Genomic DNA, 15,543 nt, shown 5'->3' on the forward strand with positions numbered 1-15,543 from the left:
ACCAGCAGGAGAGAGGATGAGTAGTCAGTCGTTGAATCAGGAATCGGTGGTGCAGCGTTTGGAGCGTACACGCGCATTGATGGAACAGAACGGTATCTATGCGTTGTTGGTTCCATCGGCCGATCCCCACCTCTCAGAATACTTGCCTGCTTATTGGCAGGGGCGGCAATGGCTGTCGGGTTTCCACGGTTCAGTGGGTACGTTGATCGTCACGCCTGCCTTCGCAGGTTTATGGGCTGATAGCCGCTACTGGGAGCAGGCCGGCAAAGAACTCGCCGGTAGCACGATTGAGTTGGTCAAGTTGCAACCCGGTCAGCCAGGCCCTCTGGAGTGGCTGGCTGAGCAGGCACCTGCAGGAGCAACTGTTTCGGTTGATGGCGCTGTCTTTGCGCTGGCTTCTGCCCGTACCCTGGAGAGCAAGCTTAAAGAGCGTGGCGCCATTTTGCGCACTGATATCGACGTGTTGAATCTGGTGTGGGCAGGTCGTCCCGCGCTTCCAACCCAGTCGGTGTATGAGCATTTACCACCGCAGGCGACAGTGAGCCGCGCGGAAAAACTGGCAAAGTTGCGCGAAACGCTCAAGCAACGCAACGCCGATGCGCATTTCATTGCGACCCTGGATGACATTGCCTGGTTGTTTAACCTGCGCGGCTCCGATGTCTCTTTTAACCCGGTTTTTGTTTCGTTTGCCTTGATTGAGTCTGCGCAGGCCACTTTGTTTGTTGACGTGAACAAAGTCAGTGCTGAGTTGCAAGCGGCGCTCCTGCGTGATGGCGTCAAGTTGCGTCAGTACGCTGAGATCAATCCTGCATTGGCGGCGTTGCCTGTAAGCACTCGGCTTCTGGTTGATCCGGCACGGGTCACGTGTGGCTTGCTCAACCACGTGAGCCCTGAAGTGAAGCTTGTTGAAGGCTTGAACCCAACAACGTTGGCCAAGTCGCAAAAGAGTCTTGATGACGCTTTCCATATCCGGCAGGCCATGGAGCAAGACGGCGCGGCTCTCTGCGAGTTTTTTGCTTGGTTGGAAACAGCCTTGGGTCGTGAGCGCGTCACGGAGTTGACCATCGACGAACAGTTGACTGCGGCTCGTGCTCGTCGCCCAGGCTTCGTATCGCTGAGTTTCAATACCATCGCGGCTTTTAATGCCAATGGTGCGATGCCGCATTACCACGCAACCGAGCAAGAGCATGCTGTGATCGAGGGAGATGGCTTGCTGCTCATCGACTCCGGTGGTCAGTACCTGGGTGGTACGACTGACATCACGCGCATGGTTCCGGTAGGCACTCTTACAAACGAGCAAAAGCGTGACTGCACCCGTGTGCTGAAAGGTGTGATTGCGTTGTCCAGGGCTCAGTTTCCCAAGGGGATTTTGTCACCTTTGCTGGACTCAATTGCTCGCGCGCCAATTTGGGCTGAGAGCGTAGATTATGGGCACGGGACAGGACACGGAGTGGGGTATTTCCTGAATGTGCACGAAGGGCCGCAGGTTATTGCCTATCAGGCTGCGGTAGCACCTCATACCGCGATGCAGCCAGGGATGATTACTTCAATCGAGCCTGGAACATACCGGCCGGGCCGCTGGGGTGTGCGAATTGAGAACTTGGTGTTGAATCGTGAAGCAGGCGCTTCGGAGTTTGGAGCGTTTCTGAAGTTTGAAACCCTGACGTTGTGCCCGATTGATACGCGCTGCCTGGAACCGTCATTGCTTACGTGCGAAGAACTGGAATGGTTTGATGCTTATCACGCGCAGGTTCGTGAGCGTTTGAGCCCGCTGCTTGAGGGTGTGGCTCTGGAGTGGTTGCAAACCCGAACAGCGCCGCTGTCAACCGTGGCCTGAAGGTGCTCTGTCACGCAGCCGGTCTGGTTGGTTGCGTGACAGAAGGGGCTACTTGCAGATAATGATCATGCTGCGACTGGTGTAACCGGCAGGGTTCAAGCCAAAGGGGTAGTCTCCAGGCTCTTCGGCACTATCCCCCGATTTGGCAATCAATCGATACCCTTTGTCTCCACAGGACTTTGCTGCCTCGGTGTAGCACTTGTTCCAGGATGACGACAATCCAGAGCAGTTGATATGCAAGCCCCGTTTACCGTGTTTGACGGTTGTTTCGGAGGTTGCAGCGCAGCCGGATACAGCGAGCACGGCTAAAACTACCAAAAATCGTTTCATTCCTGTCCTTAAGCGGTTACGTCTAATTGGCGAGATACGGGTGTCGATTGATCATCCATTGGCTCCTTTGGATCTCCTTATCCTGAATCGCCCTGAGTCATTCTTTCAGAGTGCAAACATCCCCTAAATGAGAGTCAATTACCAGAGTTGTGTCAAATAGATGGCTAATTGTCAGTAAGCGTGGGCTTTGAGTGGCCTCGCATAGTCATGGTTGCGCCGACGGAAGCCATGATAATGCAGAGAATAGCCATCCATTGTGTGAAAGATAGAACCTCATGCAAAAACAGCAGCCCCGAAAGTGCTCCAAAAGCGGGCTCAATACTCATGAGTGTGCCAAATGTGCGGGTAGGCATGCGCGTCAGTGCAATCATTTCTAGTGTGTAGGGCAGGGCGGTCGACAATATGGCGACGCCAATGGCAATTGGAATCAGGCTGGGCGTCAATAAAGCGCTGCCTGCGTGGACGATGCCGATAGGGGCGATAAAAAGTGCCGCAATCATCACGCCCAGGGCTGCGGTTTGAACGCCATTGTCTGCTCCGGCTTTTTGTCCAAAGAGAATGTACAGCGCCCAGCACACACCTGCGCCTAATGCGTAACTTGCGCCAATAAGGTCGATCCCTTGGGCGCTTTCTCCGACAGGTATTAGTAGTAAGAGTCCTGTGATTGCCAGCGCTATCCAGGCAAAGTCGATTGCCCTGCGTGATGAATAAATGGCGACTGCCAAGGGGCCTGTGAATTCCAGCGCTACAGCAACCCCTAGTGGGACGCTACGCAGTGACATATAGAAGAGGAAGTTCATGCCGCCTAATGCTATCCCGTAGACAATAACGGTCTTCAGGGATTTGGCTGTGAGCTTGGCTCTCCAGGGGCGCAGTATCAGCAGCATTATGATGCTGGCAAATATCAAGCGCAGGGCTGTAGTGCCTTGAGCGCCGACAATGGGGAACATGCTTTTTGCGAGCGATGCGCCTGACTGGATTGAGGCCATGGCGATAAGTAGTAAGCCAACAGGTAATAGCGTCGATGCGATGCTATGAGGGAGCTTTGTCATTGCGGTGTGTGCCTGGGCGATGAAGGTCTAGAGGTTAGGCATCATGCTTAAGTTAAGTCCGGTGTGCAATATAGTGCGCAACAGGAGTTAAATCCTTCTTTTATAGAGTCCCTATCAATTGGCCCTTGACTCTGATTTCCAACGGCCTATAATTCGCCCCACTTCCGGCGCAGTCGAAACGGAAAACTCCTTGAGTATCAATGAGTTGGATTGGTTTTAGGCAGTGCTAGCTTCAAGTCATCGAGGCAGGAAATGAGGTGTTGACAGCAGCGTGTAACGCTGTAGAATTCGACTCCCGCTAACGAGAGATCGAAAGCGCAAGTGGTTGAAGTTGTTAAAGATTTCCAAGCGAAACTTTGAAAACTTCTTAAATAACCGCTTGACAGCAACAGAGGCTGCTGTAGAATGCGCGCCTCGGTTGAGCGAAAGCTTAACCAACCGCTCTTTAACAACTGAATCAAGCAATTCGTGTGGGTGCTTGTGGGGTCAGACTGATAGTCAAAAAGATTATCAGCATCACAAGTTACTCCGCGAGAAATCAAAGATGTAACCAACGATTGCTGAGCCAAGTTTAGGGTTTTCTCAAAACCCAAAGATGTTTGAACTGAAGAGTTTGATCATGGCTCAGATTGAACGCTGGCGGCAGGCCTAACACATGCAAGTCGAGCGGTAGAGGGGTGCTTGCACCTCTTGAGAGCGGCGGACGGGTGAGTAATACCTAGGAATCTGCCTGATAGTGGGGGATAACGTTCGGAAACGGACGCTAATACCGCATACGTCCTACGGGAGAAAGCAGGGGACCTTCGGGCCTTGCGCTATCAGATGAGCCTAGGTCGGATTAGCTAGTTGGTGAGGTAATGGCTCACCAAGGCTACGATCCGTAACTGGTCTGAGAGGATGATCAGTCACACTGGAACTGAGACACGGTCCAGACTCCTACGGGAGGCAGCAGTGGGGAATATTGGACAATGGGCGAAAGCCTGATCCAGCCATGCCGCGTGTGTGAAGAAGGTCTTCGGATTGTAAAGCACTTTAAGTTGGGAGGAAGGGCATTAACCTAATACGTTAGTGCTTTGACGTTACCGACAGAATAAGCACCGGCTAACTCTGTGCCAGCAGCCGCGGTAATACAGAGGGTGCAAGCGTTAATCGGAATTACTGGGCGTAAAGCGCGCGTAGGTGGTTTGTTAAGTTGAATGTGAAATCCCCGGGCTCAACCTGGGAACTGCATCCAAAACTGGCAAGCTAGAGTATGGTAGAGGGTGGTGGAATTTCCTGTGTAGCGGTGAAATGCGTAGATATAGGAAGGAACACCAGTGGCGAAGGCGACCACCTGGACTGATACTGACACTGAGGTGCGAAAGCGTGGGGAGCAAACAGGATTAGATACCCTGGTAGTCCACGCCGTAAACGATGTCAACTAGCCGTTGGGAGTCTTGAACTCTTAGTGGCGCAGCTAACGCATTAAGTTGACCGCCTGGGGAGTACGGCCGCAAGGTTAAAACTCAAATGAATTGACGGGGGCCCGCACAAGCGGTGGAGCATGTGGTTTAATTCGAAGCAACGCGAAGAACCTTACCAGGCCTTGACATCCAATGAACTTTCTAGAGATAGATTGGTGCCTTCGGGAACATTGAGACAGGTGCTGCATGGCTGTCGTCAGCTCGTGTCGTGAGATGTTGGGTTAAGTCCCGTAACGAGCGCAACCCTTGTCCTTAGTTACCAGCACGTAATGGTGGGCACTCTAAGGAGACTGCCGGTGACAAACCGGAGGAAGGTGGGGATGACGTCAAGTCATCATGGCCCTTACGGCCTGGGCTACACACGTGCTACAATGGTCGGTACAAAGGGTTGCCAAGCCGCGAGGTGGAGCTAATCCCATAAAACCGATCGTAGTCCGGATCGCAGTCTGCAACTCGACTGCGTGAAGTCGGAATCGCTAGTAATCGTGAATCAGAATGTCACGGTGAATACGTTCCCGGGCCTTGTACACACCGCCCGTCACACCATGGGAGTGGGTTGCACCAGAAGTAGCTAGTCTAACCTTCGGGAGGACGGTTACCACGGTGTGATTCATGACTGGGGTGAAGTCGTAACAAGGTAGCCGTAGGGGAACCTGCGGCTGGATCACCTCCTTAATCGACGACATCAGCTGCTCCATAAGTTCCCACACGAATTGCTTGATTCATTGAAGAAGACGATAGAAGCAACTTTAAGCTCCACGCTGATAGCACACGCTAACGGTTGCAAGCTCGAAATTGGGTCTGTAGCTCAGTTGGTTAGAGCGCACCCCTGATAAGGGTGAGGTCGGCAGTTCGAATCTGCCCAGACCCACCAATTTTGTGTGGAAAATGCCTGTAGAAATATGGGGCCATAGCTCAGCTGGGAGAGCGCCTGCCTTGCACGCAGGAGGTCAACGGTTCGATCCCGTTTGGCTCCACCATAAACTTGCTTCTGCATCGTAAAGCTTAGAAATGAGCATTCCATCAATGTGATGGTGAATGTTGATTTCTGATCTTTTGATTAGATCGTTCTTTAAAAATTTGGGTATGTGATAGAAAGATAGACTGAATAACATTTTCACTGGTGTTTATTCAGGCTAAGGTAAAATTTGTGAGTAATTGCAAGTTTTCGGCGAATGTCGTCTTCATAGTATAACCAGATTGCTTGGGGTTATATGGTCAAGTGAAGAAGCGCATACGGTGGATGCCTTGGCAGTCAGAGGCGATGAAAGACGTGGTAGCCTGCGAAAAGCTTCGGGGAGTCGGCAAACAGACTTTGATCCGGAGATGTCTGAATGGGGGAACCCACCTAACATAAGTTAGGTATCTTAAGCTGAATACATAGGCTTAAGAAGCGAACCAGGGGAACTGAAACATCTAAGTACCCTGAGGAAAAGAAATCAACCGAGATTCCCTTAGTAGTGGCGAGCGAACGGGGACCAGCCCTTAAGCTGTATTGATGTTAGCGGAACGCTCTGGAAAGTGCGGCCATAGTGGGTGATAGCCCTGTACGCGAAAACATCTTTGCAGTGAAATCGAGTAGGACGGAGCACGAGAAACTTTGTCTGAATATGGGGGGACCATCCTCCAAGGCTAAATACTACTGACTGACCGATAGTGAACTAGTACCGTGAGGGAAAGGCGAAAAGAACCCCGGAGAGGGGAGTGAAATAGATCCTGAAACCGTATGCGTACAAGCAGTGGGAGCCCACTTTGTTGGGTGACTGCGTACCTTTTGTATAATGGGTCAGCGACTTATTTTCAGTGGCAAGCTTAACCGAATAGGGGAGGCGTAGCGAAAGCGAGTCTTAATAGGGCGTCTAGTCGCTGGGAATAGACCCGAAACCGGGCGATCTATCCATGGGCAGGTTGAAGGTTGGGTAACACTAACTGGAGGACCGAACCGACTACCGTTGAAAAGTTAGCGGATGACCTGTGGATCGGAGTGAAAGGCTAATCAAGCTCGGAGATAGCTGGTTCTCCTCGAAAGCTATTTAGGTAGCGCCTCATGTATCACTGTAGGGGGTAGAGCACTGTTTCGGCTAGGGGGTCATCCCGACTTACCAAACCGATGCAAACTCCGAATACCTACAAGTGCCGAGCATGGGAGACACACGGCGGGTGCTAACGTCCGTCGTGAAAAGGGAAACAACCCAGACCGTCAGCTAAGGTCCCAAAGTTATGGTTAAGTGGGAAACGATGTGGGAAGGCTTAGACAGCTAGGAGGTTGGCTTAGAAGCAGCCACCCTTTAAAGAAAGCGTAATAGCTCACTAGTCGAGTCGGCCTGCGCGGAAGATTTAACGGGGCTCAAACCATACACCGAAGCTACGGGTATCACTTAGGTGATGCGGTAGAGGAGCGTTCTGTAAGCCTGTGAAGGTGAGTTGAGAAGCTTGCTGGAGGTATCAGAAGTGCGAATGCTGACATGAGTAACGATAATGGGTGTGAAAAACACCCACGCCGAAAGACCAAGGTTTCCTGCGCAACGTTAATCGACGCAGGGTTAGTCGGTCCCTAAGGCGAGGCTGAAAAGCGTAGTCGATGGAAAACAGGTTAATATTCCTGTACTTCTGGTTATTGCGATGGAGGGACGGAGAAGGCTAGGCCAGCTTGGCGTTGGTTGTCCAAGTTTAAGGTGGTAGGCTGGAATCTTAGGTAAATCCGGGATTCTAAGGCCGAGAGCTGATGACGAGTGTTCTTTTAGAACACGAAGTGGTTGATGCCATGCTTCCAAGAAAAGCTTCTAAGCTTCAGGTAACCAGGAACCGTACCCCAAACCGACACAGGTGGTTGGGTAGAGAATACCAAGGCGCTTGAGAGAACTCGGGTGAAGGAACTAGGCAAAATGGCACCGTAACTTCGGGAGAAGGTGCGCCGGTGAGGGTGAAGCATTTACTGCGTAAGCCCACGCCGGTCGAAGATACCAGGCCGCTGCGACTGTTTATTAAAAACACAGCACTCTGCAAACACGAAAGTGGACGTATAGGGTGTGACGCCTGCCCGGTGCCGGAAGGTTAATTGATGGGGTTAGCTAACGCGAAGCTCTTGATCGAAGCCCCGGTAAACGGCGGCCGTAACTATAACGGTCCTAAGGTAGCGAAATTCCTTGTCGGGTAAGTTCCGACCTGCACGAATGGCGTAACGATGGCGGCGCTGTCTCCACCCGAGACTCAGTGAAATTGAAATCGCTGTGAAGATGCAGTGTATCCGCGGCTAGACGGAAAGACCCCGTGAACCTTTACTATAGCTTTGCACTGGACTTTGAATTTGCTTGTGTAGGATAGGTGGGAGGCTTTGAAGCGTGGACGCCAGTCTGCGTGGAGCCAACCTTGAAATACCACCCTGGCAACTTTGAGGTTCTAACTCAGGTCCGTTATCCGGATCGAGGACAGTGTATGGTGGGTAGTTTGACTGGGGCGGTCTCCTCCTAAAGAGTAACGGAGGAGTACGAAGGTGCGCTCAGACCGGTCGGAAATCGGTCGTAGAGTATAAAGGCAAAAGCGCGCTTGACTGCGAGACAGACACGTCGAGCAGGTACGAAAGTAGGTCTTAGTGATCCGGTGGTTCTGTATGGAAGGGCCATCGCTCAACGGATAAAAGGTACTCCGGGGATAACAGGCTGATACCGCCCAAGAGTTCATATCGACGGCGGTGTTTGGCACCTCGATGTCGGCTCATCACATCCTGGGGCTGAAGCCGGTCCCAAGGGTATGGCTGTTCGCCATTTAAAGTGGTACGCGAGCTGGGTTTAGAACGTCGTGAGACAGTTCGGTCCCTATCTGCCGTGGACGTTTGAGATTTGAGAGGGGCTGCTCCTAGTACGAGAGGACCGGAGTGGACGAACCTCTGGTGTTCCGGTTGTCACGCCAGTGGCATTGCCGGGTAGCTATGTTCGGGAAAGATAACCGCTGAAAGCATCTAAGCGGGAAACTTGCCTCAAGATGAGATCTCACTGGAACCTTGAGTTCCCTAAAGGGCCGTCGAAGACTACGACGTTGATAGGTTGGGTGTGTAAGCGCTGTGAGGCGTTGAGCTAACCAATACTAATTGCCCGTGAGGCTTGACCATATAACACCCAAGCAATTTGAGTCGAAGAGACCAGATTGCGGTGTGTGAAGACGATACAAACCGAAAGTTTGCAGCTCACAAAGCACCGATTCTATTACATACCCATTCGCTGGAGCGTTGACCGTAAGGTGAACGAACTGGCTACCGAATTTCTTGACGACCATAGAGCATTGGAACCACCTGATCCCATCCCGAACTCAGTAGTGAAACGATGCATCGCCGATGGTAGTGTGGGGTTTCCCCATGTGAGAGTAGGTCATCGTCAAGATTAAATTCCAAAATCCCTGTCTGCTCACGCAGACAGGGATTTTGTTTTTGCATGATAGAAATACGTAAGCGTCCGAACTAAACCATCTTGCCTTTCAGACCTTCACGCCCTTCAGCCACTGATTAATGCGTTCCCATTCAAAAACAGTTGGGTCGAAATCATGGCCATACCACTCCATCATGGACTCGTGCTCCGAGTGTTTGGGGTCTGCCATCGCTTCAAGAAACTCGGCATAGCCCGGGCCACCACCGACATCTTCCGGTGGGCACGCATTGGCTCCGTCGACGCAATACGGCACTTGAGTGCTGGCCCCGGCGGGTAGTGTTTTTTCAACTTTGATTCGATGATCCCAGCTGTCGCCAAAGTCGTACAGGTAATGAAACGTCTTTCTCCCTTGCAATGCTCTGATCAGGGTCTTGCGGGCCTCTGGATTAACGGGCGGGCCCCAGCCATCGGGGTCGGGAATGCCGTAATTCTCACCGGCAATTTCAAACTCATGCAGATGCCCGCCTTCCCAGCCCATTGCAATCTGGATCACCGAGTGCAGCCTGCCCAAGGTGATCGTTTCGGGCACCACTACGCGACGCCAAATGGCGGGCTCAATCCATTTCAACTCAATGTGCAGTAATAACAAGTCGGGCGCGGGTTTGGGTAAGCGAACAGGTTTGACCATGGCTCAAGCAGCCTCACTGTGTTCCGTCTGGGTGGGGAAAATATTCCAGGGCAGCAGTTCGTCGACGCGATTGATCGGGTGGTCAGCGATGCGTTCCAGGACATATGTCAAATAAGCGTGAGGGTTCAGACCGTTGAGTTTCGCCGAGCCCACCAAGCTATAAATCGCAGCAGCTCGCTCTCCACCGGCATTTGAACCGACAAAAAGATAATTTTTGCGACCCAAAGCGACGGCGCGCAGCGCGCGCTCTGCAGCATTGTTGTCGATTTCGATGCGGCCGTCATCGCAGTAGCGCGTCAGCGCCTTCCACCGGTTGAGGGCATAGAGGATTGCACCGCCCAATGCCGATTTTTTCAACACGTGAGCGAGCGTCTGGTTAAGCCAGGTCTCTAATTGCTCCAGCAATGGGCTTGCCCGACTTTGCCGAACGGTTCTTCTCAGGTCGGGTGGTTGCCCGCGAATCTCACCTTCGATGGCATATAAGGCGGCAATTCGTTGCAACGCTTCGGCGGCCAGTGGTGAGGCAAGGTCTTTGTAGACGTCGTAAAACTTACGACGGGCATGGGCCCAGCAAGCAGCTTCCTGAATCGTGCCCGTCGCATACAACTGGGCAAAACCGGCGTAGCCGTCAGCCTGCCAAATGCCGTTGAACGCCTTGAGGTGAGCGCGCGGGTGTTTGCCCTTGCGATCCGGCGAATAGGCGAACCAAACAGCTGAAGGTGTTGTGTAACCGGCAGGTCGGTCGTCACGCACGTATGTCCACAAACGAGCCGTTTTGGTTTTACCGTTGCCCGGTGCAAGCACGCCAATTGGCGTGTCGTCAGCATGAACTTTATGGCCGCTCATCACGTGACGTTCAAGAGCATTGATTAATGGACGAAGCAACTGGCTGCTCTGGCCCACCCAGTCGGTGAGCGTCGAGCGCTCCAGATCTACGCCCTCACGGGCGTAGATCTCGGACTGGCGGTATAACGGCAAATGATCGACAAATTTCGACACCAGCACATGGGCCAATAACCCCGGCCCGGCAAGGCCGCGAGCAATAGGCCGACTCGGCGCGGGAGCCTGAGCGATATGCTCGCAGCAGCCACAGACCAATTTGGGCCGTATGTGTCGAATCACCTTGAACCGTGCCGGCACGTACTCCAGCATTTGCGCTACATCCTCACCCAAATAACGCAACGTCCCACCGCAACCGCTGCATTGCGACTCAGGTTGATGCACATGGATTTCGCGAGGAAGGTGCTCAGGCAATGGCTTGCGCCGAGAGACTGCACGAGGTGCCGGTTCAATTGGAGGTGTCAGCTCAGCCTGGCTGATATGCAGCTCCTCAAGACCCAACTGGAGCTGATCGGTCATTGCGTCCAGTTGTTCGGAACTGCGACCAAACTGCGTGCGCCGAAGCTTGGCGATCATCATCTTCAGGCGCTCAATCTCTGCGCGCTGGGTTGCGATCAAAGCCTTCAAGGCCTGAAGATTATTGGGCAAAGTATCGGTCGCGTCAGTCATGCCCGAATGCTACTGACGTTTGTCCGCGCCGTCAGTCAGACCGCAAAGACAGGGGCGGTGCGAATTGGCCTACGCCAATCAATCCCCTCTAAAAGCATCTACAACTGCGCAGTCGTGAGCGACACACTGCCACTGGTTGCCTGCGGCCAGACAAAGCGGCCTTGCTCCAAACGTTTACAGAATAAACACAACCCATCGCCGTCCCACCACAACAGCTTAATTCGATCACCACGGCGTCCACGGAAAGCGAAAATCTGGCCGCTGAACGGATCTGCTTCCAGCTGAGTTTGCACAAGGGCGGCCAGCGGATCAAAGCCACGGCGCATATCCGTCACCCCGGCGGCGATCCAGATACGAGTGCCCGCAGGTGGGGCAATCATCGCAGCAACTGCTGCAAGATGATTTGCACTGTCTGTGGGTCGGGAGCGCCAATGATCCGTAGCTTGGCTTTTGCTACCTCAATAACGATCTCGGCAACTGAATCGATTTGCGGGAAAACGGCAGCTGGGATTTCGGCGGGCGTCTCGATCACTTGAACAGGTAACAGCTTTGCTGCGTGACTTACCGGGCCAAACATCCCGTCTTGATATTGTTGCCGCCATCGAAACACCAGGTTGGCATTGACGTCATGTTCACGGGCAATGATCGACACGGATGCGCCGGGCTGAAGCGTTGCTTCGACGACCTGACGTTTGAACTCCGCCGGGAAGTTCGGGCGCCGACCGGGACGACGCGGATAGAGAGATGTAGCCAATGTAGTGTCCACTAAAAAATGATCTGACCCCGAACGGCTGCACAGAGGTTTGAGCCCGCACGCATCCTCCCTATCGGCCTAAGAAGTCCCATGCTATGAATCTCAAGTTCAGCCATAAAATTCATCTAGACATCTAGACATCTAGACATCTAGACATCTAGCGCGAGCGTGTGCATGAGGGTTTGAGGATTACCAAGGCGCTGGATTACAGCCTCAAACGTTGGGTTGCGTTGAGTTGTTATTTGGATGACGGTACGGTGCCAATAGACAACAACCATATTGAGCAGCAAGTTCGGCCTTGGGCTCTTGGAAGAAAAAACTAGCGCTTCGCAGGGTCGTTACGCAGTGGCAAACGCATGAGCTTGATCCAGTCGGCAAAGCTCAACGGGCATGATCCGTATGCCTACTTGAAGGACTTTTTAGCTCGTCTGCCGACACAGCGTGCAAGTGATATTCAGGAACTGCTGCCGCATCGGTGGCAACCGGCTTAGTTGCGCAAGATGAGATGCCCATACGCTTACAAATTCCGGGCATAAAAAAACCACCGATCAAAGTGCAATGCTGTTCACTCAAGGTGAAGCGGAGACCCTACTACTGGTCTGCGCAGTTCTTGAGTGAACAGTAGTGACCGTTCAAGGTGGTTCTATCTGAGTAGCTTAGTCGCCGTAATAAATACAGCCGCTCGTGCACGTTTCATGAATTCGGATCGCGGACAGCTCTGGAAGCAGAGGTTTCAATTGCTGCCAGATCCACTTGGCCAGCACTTCGCTGGTCGGGTTTTCCAAGCCAGGAATATCGTTCAAATAGTTATGATCGAGCTGTTCATAGAGCGGCTTGAAAATGGCTTTGATTTCCGAGAAGTCGCGGATCCAGCCTGTTGCAGGGTCAATGTCACCACTCAAATGAATCGCAACCTTGAACGAATGCCCGTGTAAACGGCCGCACTTGTGGCCTTCTGGAACGTAAGGCAAACGATGCGCTGATTCGAAGGTAAACTCTTTAAAAATTTCCACGGTGTTTATAGCTCTGATGAAGTGGCTATCGCCTTGGCGATGAATGCAGGGCCGCAGTTTAGCAGCTAACGCGCTGCTAACGAAAAAAGCGCGATCAGATTACCCGTCTGCCGGTCCAGGAAATTCAGTTTCGATTAAGGCAGCGACGCTATAGTTCGTTTTTTTACGTGCCACACGTGGTGCGAAGCAAGGGGTCAGTGATCACAGTGAGTGCTTACGTTCGCGGGTTTGTTGCGCTTATATTTTTAGCATTCTGTTCCGTGGCCATCTCGCGGGACTTGGGGCAGGACGAAGCGTTACGTTTGCGTGAGCAAGGCATAATCCTGCCCTTGGAACACGTGCTTCGAAAGGCTATTGAGCGTTACCCGGATTCAAAGCTGCTGGAAGTTGAGCTGGAGGAAGATGACGATATTCATGTGTATGAAGTTGAGTTACTGACGTCCAGCGGTGTTGTTCGGGAGCTCAAGCTGAATGCCGCAGATGGCCAATTGCTTGAAGATGAGGTTGATGATTAATGCGGCTGTTGCTGGTAGAAGACCACGTCCCCTTGGCCGACGAACTGATCGCCGGGTTAAAACGCTTGGGGTACGCGGTAGATTGGTTGGCCGACGGCCGCGATGCCCTTTATCAGGGGAAAAGCGAGCCGTATGACCTGATTATTCTTGATTTGGGCCTGCCGGGAGTCCCGGGCATCGACGTGCTCAAACAGTGGCGTTCAGAAGGGCTGACCACGCCAGTGTTGATTCTGACCGCCCGCAGTGCATGGTCTGAACGCATTGAGGGGCTCAAGGCCGGGGTCGATGACTACGTGACCAAGCCGTTTCATCCTGAAGAGTTGCAGTTGCGGGTTCAGGCGTTATTGCGCCGCTCTCACGGGCAGACAAATCAGCCCCTGCTGAAGTCAGCGGGACTGCATCTGGATGAGTCGCGCCAATGCGTTATCAATGATGGGACTGAAGTGCAACTGACGGCCGCCGAGTTTCGACTCCTGCGTTACTTCATGCTTCATCCTCAGCAGATCCTCTCGAAAAGTCATCTGGCTGAGCATCTCTACAACGGCGAAACAGAGCGCGACTCCAATGTGCTTGAGGTTCATGTAAACCATCTACGGCGTAAACTGGGGCGCTCGGTGATAGAAACCCGGCGCGGGCAAGGCTACATATTCGGGGCTGCCGGCCAGTGAAATCCATTCAGCGACGCTTGAGCATCGGCTTGATCAGTGTCTTGTTGGTGGCGGGCTTGGTGGTCAGTCAAGTGAGCTTCTGGTTATTCGAGAATGGCCTTCAGCGGTATCTGGAATCCGGCCTGCAAAATGACAGCGAAAATTTGTTAGCCGCACTGACCCGAGGCTCTCAGGGGCTGCAACTGGATGAGCGGCGGATCTCGCCCGCCTATCAACGACCTTTTTCTGGCCACTACTTCAGCATTGAGTTTGGCGACACCCATTGGCGCTCGCGCTCGTTATGGGACGCGCAACTGCCACGACCCAGTCAGCCAGGCCCGGACAGCACGCTGCAGCCAGGCCCGGAAGGGCAAATGCTGCTGCTCCTGCGCAGTGACTACCAGCGCTTTGGCCAGCCAGTTTCAATTACAGTGGCTCAGGACTACACGCCGATACGTGAAAGCTTCAAGCAGGTGCAAAGGATCGGCTTAGGCATAGGCATCTGTACACTCATGATCATTTTGCTAATGCAGCGGCTCACGGTTCGTCGAGCACTGCGGCCACTGGAGACTGCGCGCAAACAGATCGTTCAGTTGCAGTCAGGTCAGCGTTCACAACTTGATGCACAAGTGCCGCTTGAGCTTGAACCCTTGGTGACGCAAATCAATGACCTGCTGGCCCATACCGAAGACACCTTGAAGCGCTCGCGCAATGCGCTGGGTAACCTGGGGCATGCACTAAAAACCCCTCTGGCGGTCTTGTACAGCCTGGTCAATGACACACAACTGGACGGTTATCCCGACCTGCAGCAACGGCTGCGTGAGCAACTGGAACACATACAGCAACGCATGAGTCGAGAGCTTAACCGTGCGCGTCTGGCAGGCGATGCATTGCCGGGGGCTCAGTTTGACGCGGATGCAGAACTGCCCGTATTGCTATCCACCCTTGGCATGATTCACGGCGATCACCTGGCGTTAAAGCTGGATGCCACACCGGGGCTGCACATGCCCTGGGACCGTGAAGACATGCTCGAACTGCTCGGCAATCTGTTGGATAACGCCTGCAAATGGGCTGACGCTCAGGTAGAGCTGACGATTCGCCAAACCTCGAACGGCTTTGTCATAGAGGTTCAAGACGATGGCCCTGGCATTCCTGAGGCTGAGCGTGATCAGGTTTTCAGCCGAGGTACCCGTCTAGACGAACAAACCAGCGGTCATGGCTTGGGTTTGGGCATCGTGCGCGACATTGTAGAGGCCTGGGGAGGGGAGATGCAGCTTGAAACCGGCACGCTGGGCGGGCTACGGGTGGTCATCAAACTGCAAGGGCGCAAGCATTAAAGATGACGACTACCCACCGGCAGTCGTCGCCTGTTTT

The 15,543-nt window shown here is 53.1% G+C and carries 11 protein-coding genes, 2 tRNA genes, 3 rRNA genes and 1 pseudogene; 10 read left to right on the forward strand and 7 right to left on the reverse strand.

Annotation, left to right across the window (positions count from 1 at the left end):
• Positions 1–16 precede the first annotated feature (16 nt).
• Entirely contained in the window at positions 17–1,837 is a 1,821-nt protein-coding gene (locus RHM56_RS07655; RefSeq protein WP_322240131.1) for an aminopeptidase P family protein, read from the forward strand.
• Between the two features lie 48 nt (positions 1,838–1,885).
• On the opposite strand, the gene RHM56_RS07660 is transcribed toward RHM56_RS07655, so the two are convergent.
• Both RHM56_RS07660 and rhtA read right to left on the reverse strand, forming a co-directional pair.
• Positions 1,886–2,167, reverse strand: coding sequence for a hypothetical protein (locus RHM56_RS07660; protein WP_322240133.1), 282 nt, complete (start codon positions 2,165–2,167; stop codon positions 1,886–1,888).
• A 164-nt stretch (positions 2,168–2,331) separates the two neighbouring features.
• Positions 2,332–3,219 carry a threonine/homoserine exporter RhtA gene (rhtA, locus tag RHM56_RS07665; protein ID WP_322240135.1) on the reverse strand — a complete coding sequence of 296 codons (888 nt, stop codon included), beginning with the start codon at positions 3,217–3,219 and terminating at the stop codon, positions 2,332–2,334.
• A 601-nt stretch (positions 3,220–3,820) separates the two neighbouring features.
• On the opposite strand from rhtA, the gene RHM56_RS07670 reads away from it, so the two are divergent.
• The 5 genes from RHM56_RS07670 (at position 3,821) to rrf (ending at position 9,058) form a co-directional block, all read left to right on the forward strand.
• Positions 3,821–5,357, forward strand: a 16S ribosomal RNA gene (locus RHM56_RS07670).
• A gap of 122 nt (positions 5,358–5,479) precedes the next feature.
• A tRNA-Ile gene (locus RHM56_RS07675) sits at positions 5,480–5,556 on the forward strand.
• A gap of 30 nt (positions 5,557–5,586) precedes the next feature.
• Positions 5,587–5,662: transfer RNA gene (locus RHM56_RS07680), tRNA-Ala, on the forward strand.
• Between the two features lie 236 nt (positions 5,663–5,898).
• Positions 5,899–8,790: ribosomal RNA gene (locus RHM56_RS07685) — 23S ribosomal RNA — on the forward strand.
• Between the two features lie 152 nt (positions 8,791–8,942).
• Positions 8,943–9,058, forward strand: a 5S ribosomal RNA gene (rrf, locus tag RHM56_RS07690).
• The 16S, 23S and 5S rRNA genes sit together here with 2 tRNA genes alongside, the layout of an rRNA operon.
• A 94-nt stretch (positions 9,059–9,152) precedes the next feature.
• Here rrf and RHM56_RS07695 read toward each other — a convergent pair.
• From RHM56_RS07695 to tnpA, 4 genes are all read right to left on the reverse strand, one after another.
• Positions 9,153–9,731, reverse strand: a complete 579-nt coding sequence (locus tag RHM56_RS07695; protein ID WP_322240137.1) for a plasmid pRiA4b ORF-3 family protein — start codon at positions 9,729–9,731, stop codon at positions 9,153–9,155.
• 3 nt (positions 9,732–9,734) lie between these two features.
• Positions 9,735–11,240 (reverse strand): IS66 family transposase, encoded by a 1,506-nt coding sequence (gene tnpC, locus RHM56_RS07700; protein ID WP_322240139.1) that lies wholly within the window; start codon positions 11,238–11,240, stop codon positions 9,735–9,737.
• 98 nt (positions 11,241–11,338) lie between these two features.
• Positions 11,339–11,620, reverse strand: coding sequence for an IS66 family insertion sequence element accessory protein TnpB (gene tnpB / locus RHM56_RS07705; protein WP_416194889.1), 282 nt, complete (start codon positions 11,618–11,620; stop codon positions 11,339–11,341).
• Complete coding sequence (gene tnpA, locus RHM56_RS25915) at positions 11,617–12,006, reverse strand: IS66-like element accessory protein TnpA (protein WP_416194890.1); 390 nt, start codon at positions 12,004–12,006, stop codon at positions 11,617–11,619. The genes tnpB and tnpA overlap by 4 nt, the downstream gene beginning before the upstream one ends.
• A 149-nt stretch (positions 12,007–12,155) precedes the next feature.
• Between tnpA and RHM56_RS07715 the strand changes: the two are divergent.
• Positions 12,156–12,485, forward strand: a pseudogene (locus tag RHM56_RS07715) (IS66 family transposase); the annotation flags it as partial.
• Between the two features lie 165 nt (positions 12,486–12,650).
• On the opposite strand, the gene queD reads toward RHM56_RS07715, so the two are convergent.
• Positions 12,651–13,007: a 6-carboxytetrahydropterin synthase QueD gene (queD, locus tag RHM56_RS07720; protein ID WP_048386287.1), complete on the reverse strand. Its 357-nt coding sequence runs from the start codon at positions 13,005–13,007 to the stop codon at positions 12,651–12,653.
• A gap of 260 nt (positions 13,008–13,267) precedes the next feature.
• Between queD and RHM56_RS07725 the strand changes: the two genes are divergently transcribed.
• From RHM56_RS07725 to RHM56_RS07735, 3 genes are read left to right on the forward strand one after another with little or no spacing between them, the layout of a single operon-like run.
• Complete coding sequence (locus tag RHM56_RS07725) at positions 13,268–13,522, forward strand: PepSY domain-containing protein (protein WP_322240142.1); 255 nt, start codon at positions 13,268–13,270, stop codon at positions 13,520–13,522.
• Positions 13,522–14,190 carry a response regulator transcription factor gene (locus tag RHM56_RS07730; protein WP_322240144.1) on the forward strand — a complete coding sequence of 223 codons (669 nt, stop codon included), beginning with the start codon at positions 13,522–13,524 and terminating at the stop codon, positions 14,188–14,190. The genes RHM56_RS07725 and RHM56_RS07730 overlap by 1 nt, the downstream gene beginning before the upstream one ends.
• Positions 14,187–15,506 carry a sensor histidine kinase gene (locus tag RHM56_RS07735; protein WP_322240147.1) on the forward strand — a complete coding sequence of 440 codons (1,320 nt, stop codon included), beginning with the start codon at positions 14,187–14,189 and terminating at the stop codon, positions 15,504–15,506. The genes RHM56_RS07730 and RHM56_RS07735 overlap by 4 nt, the downstream gene beginning before the upstream one ends.
• The last annotated feature ends 37 nt before the right edge of the window (positions 15,507–15,543 follow it).

This window comes from Pseudomonas sp. CCC3.1 (assembly GCF_034347405.1).
Lineage (GTDB): Bacteria > Pseudomonadota > Gammaproteobacteria > Pseudomonadales > Pseudomonadaceae > Aquipseudomonas.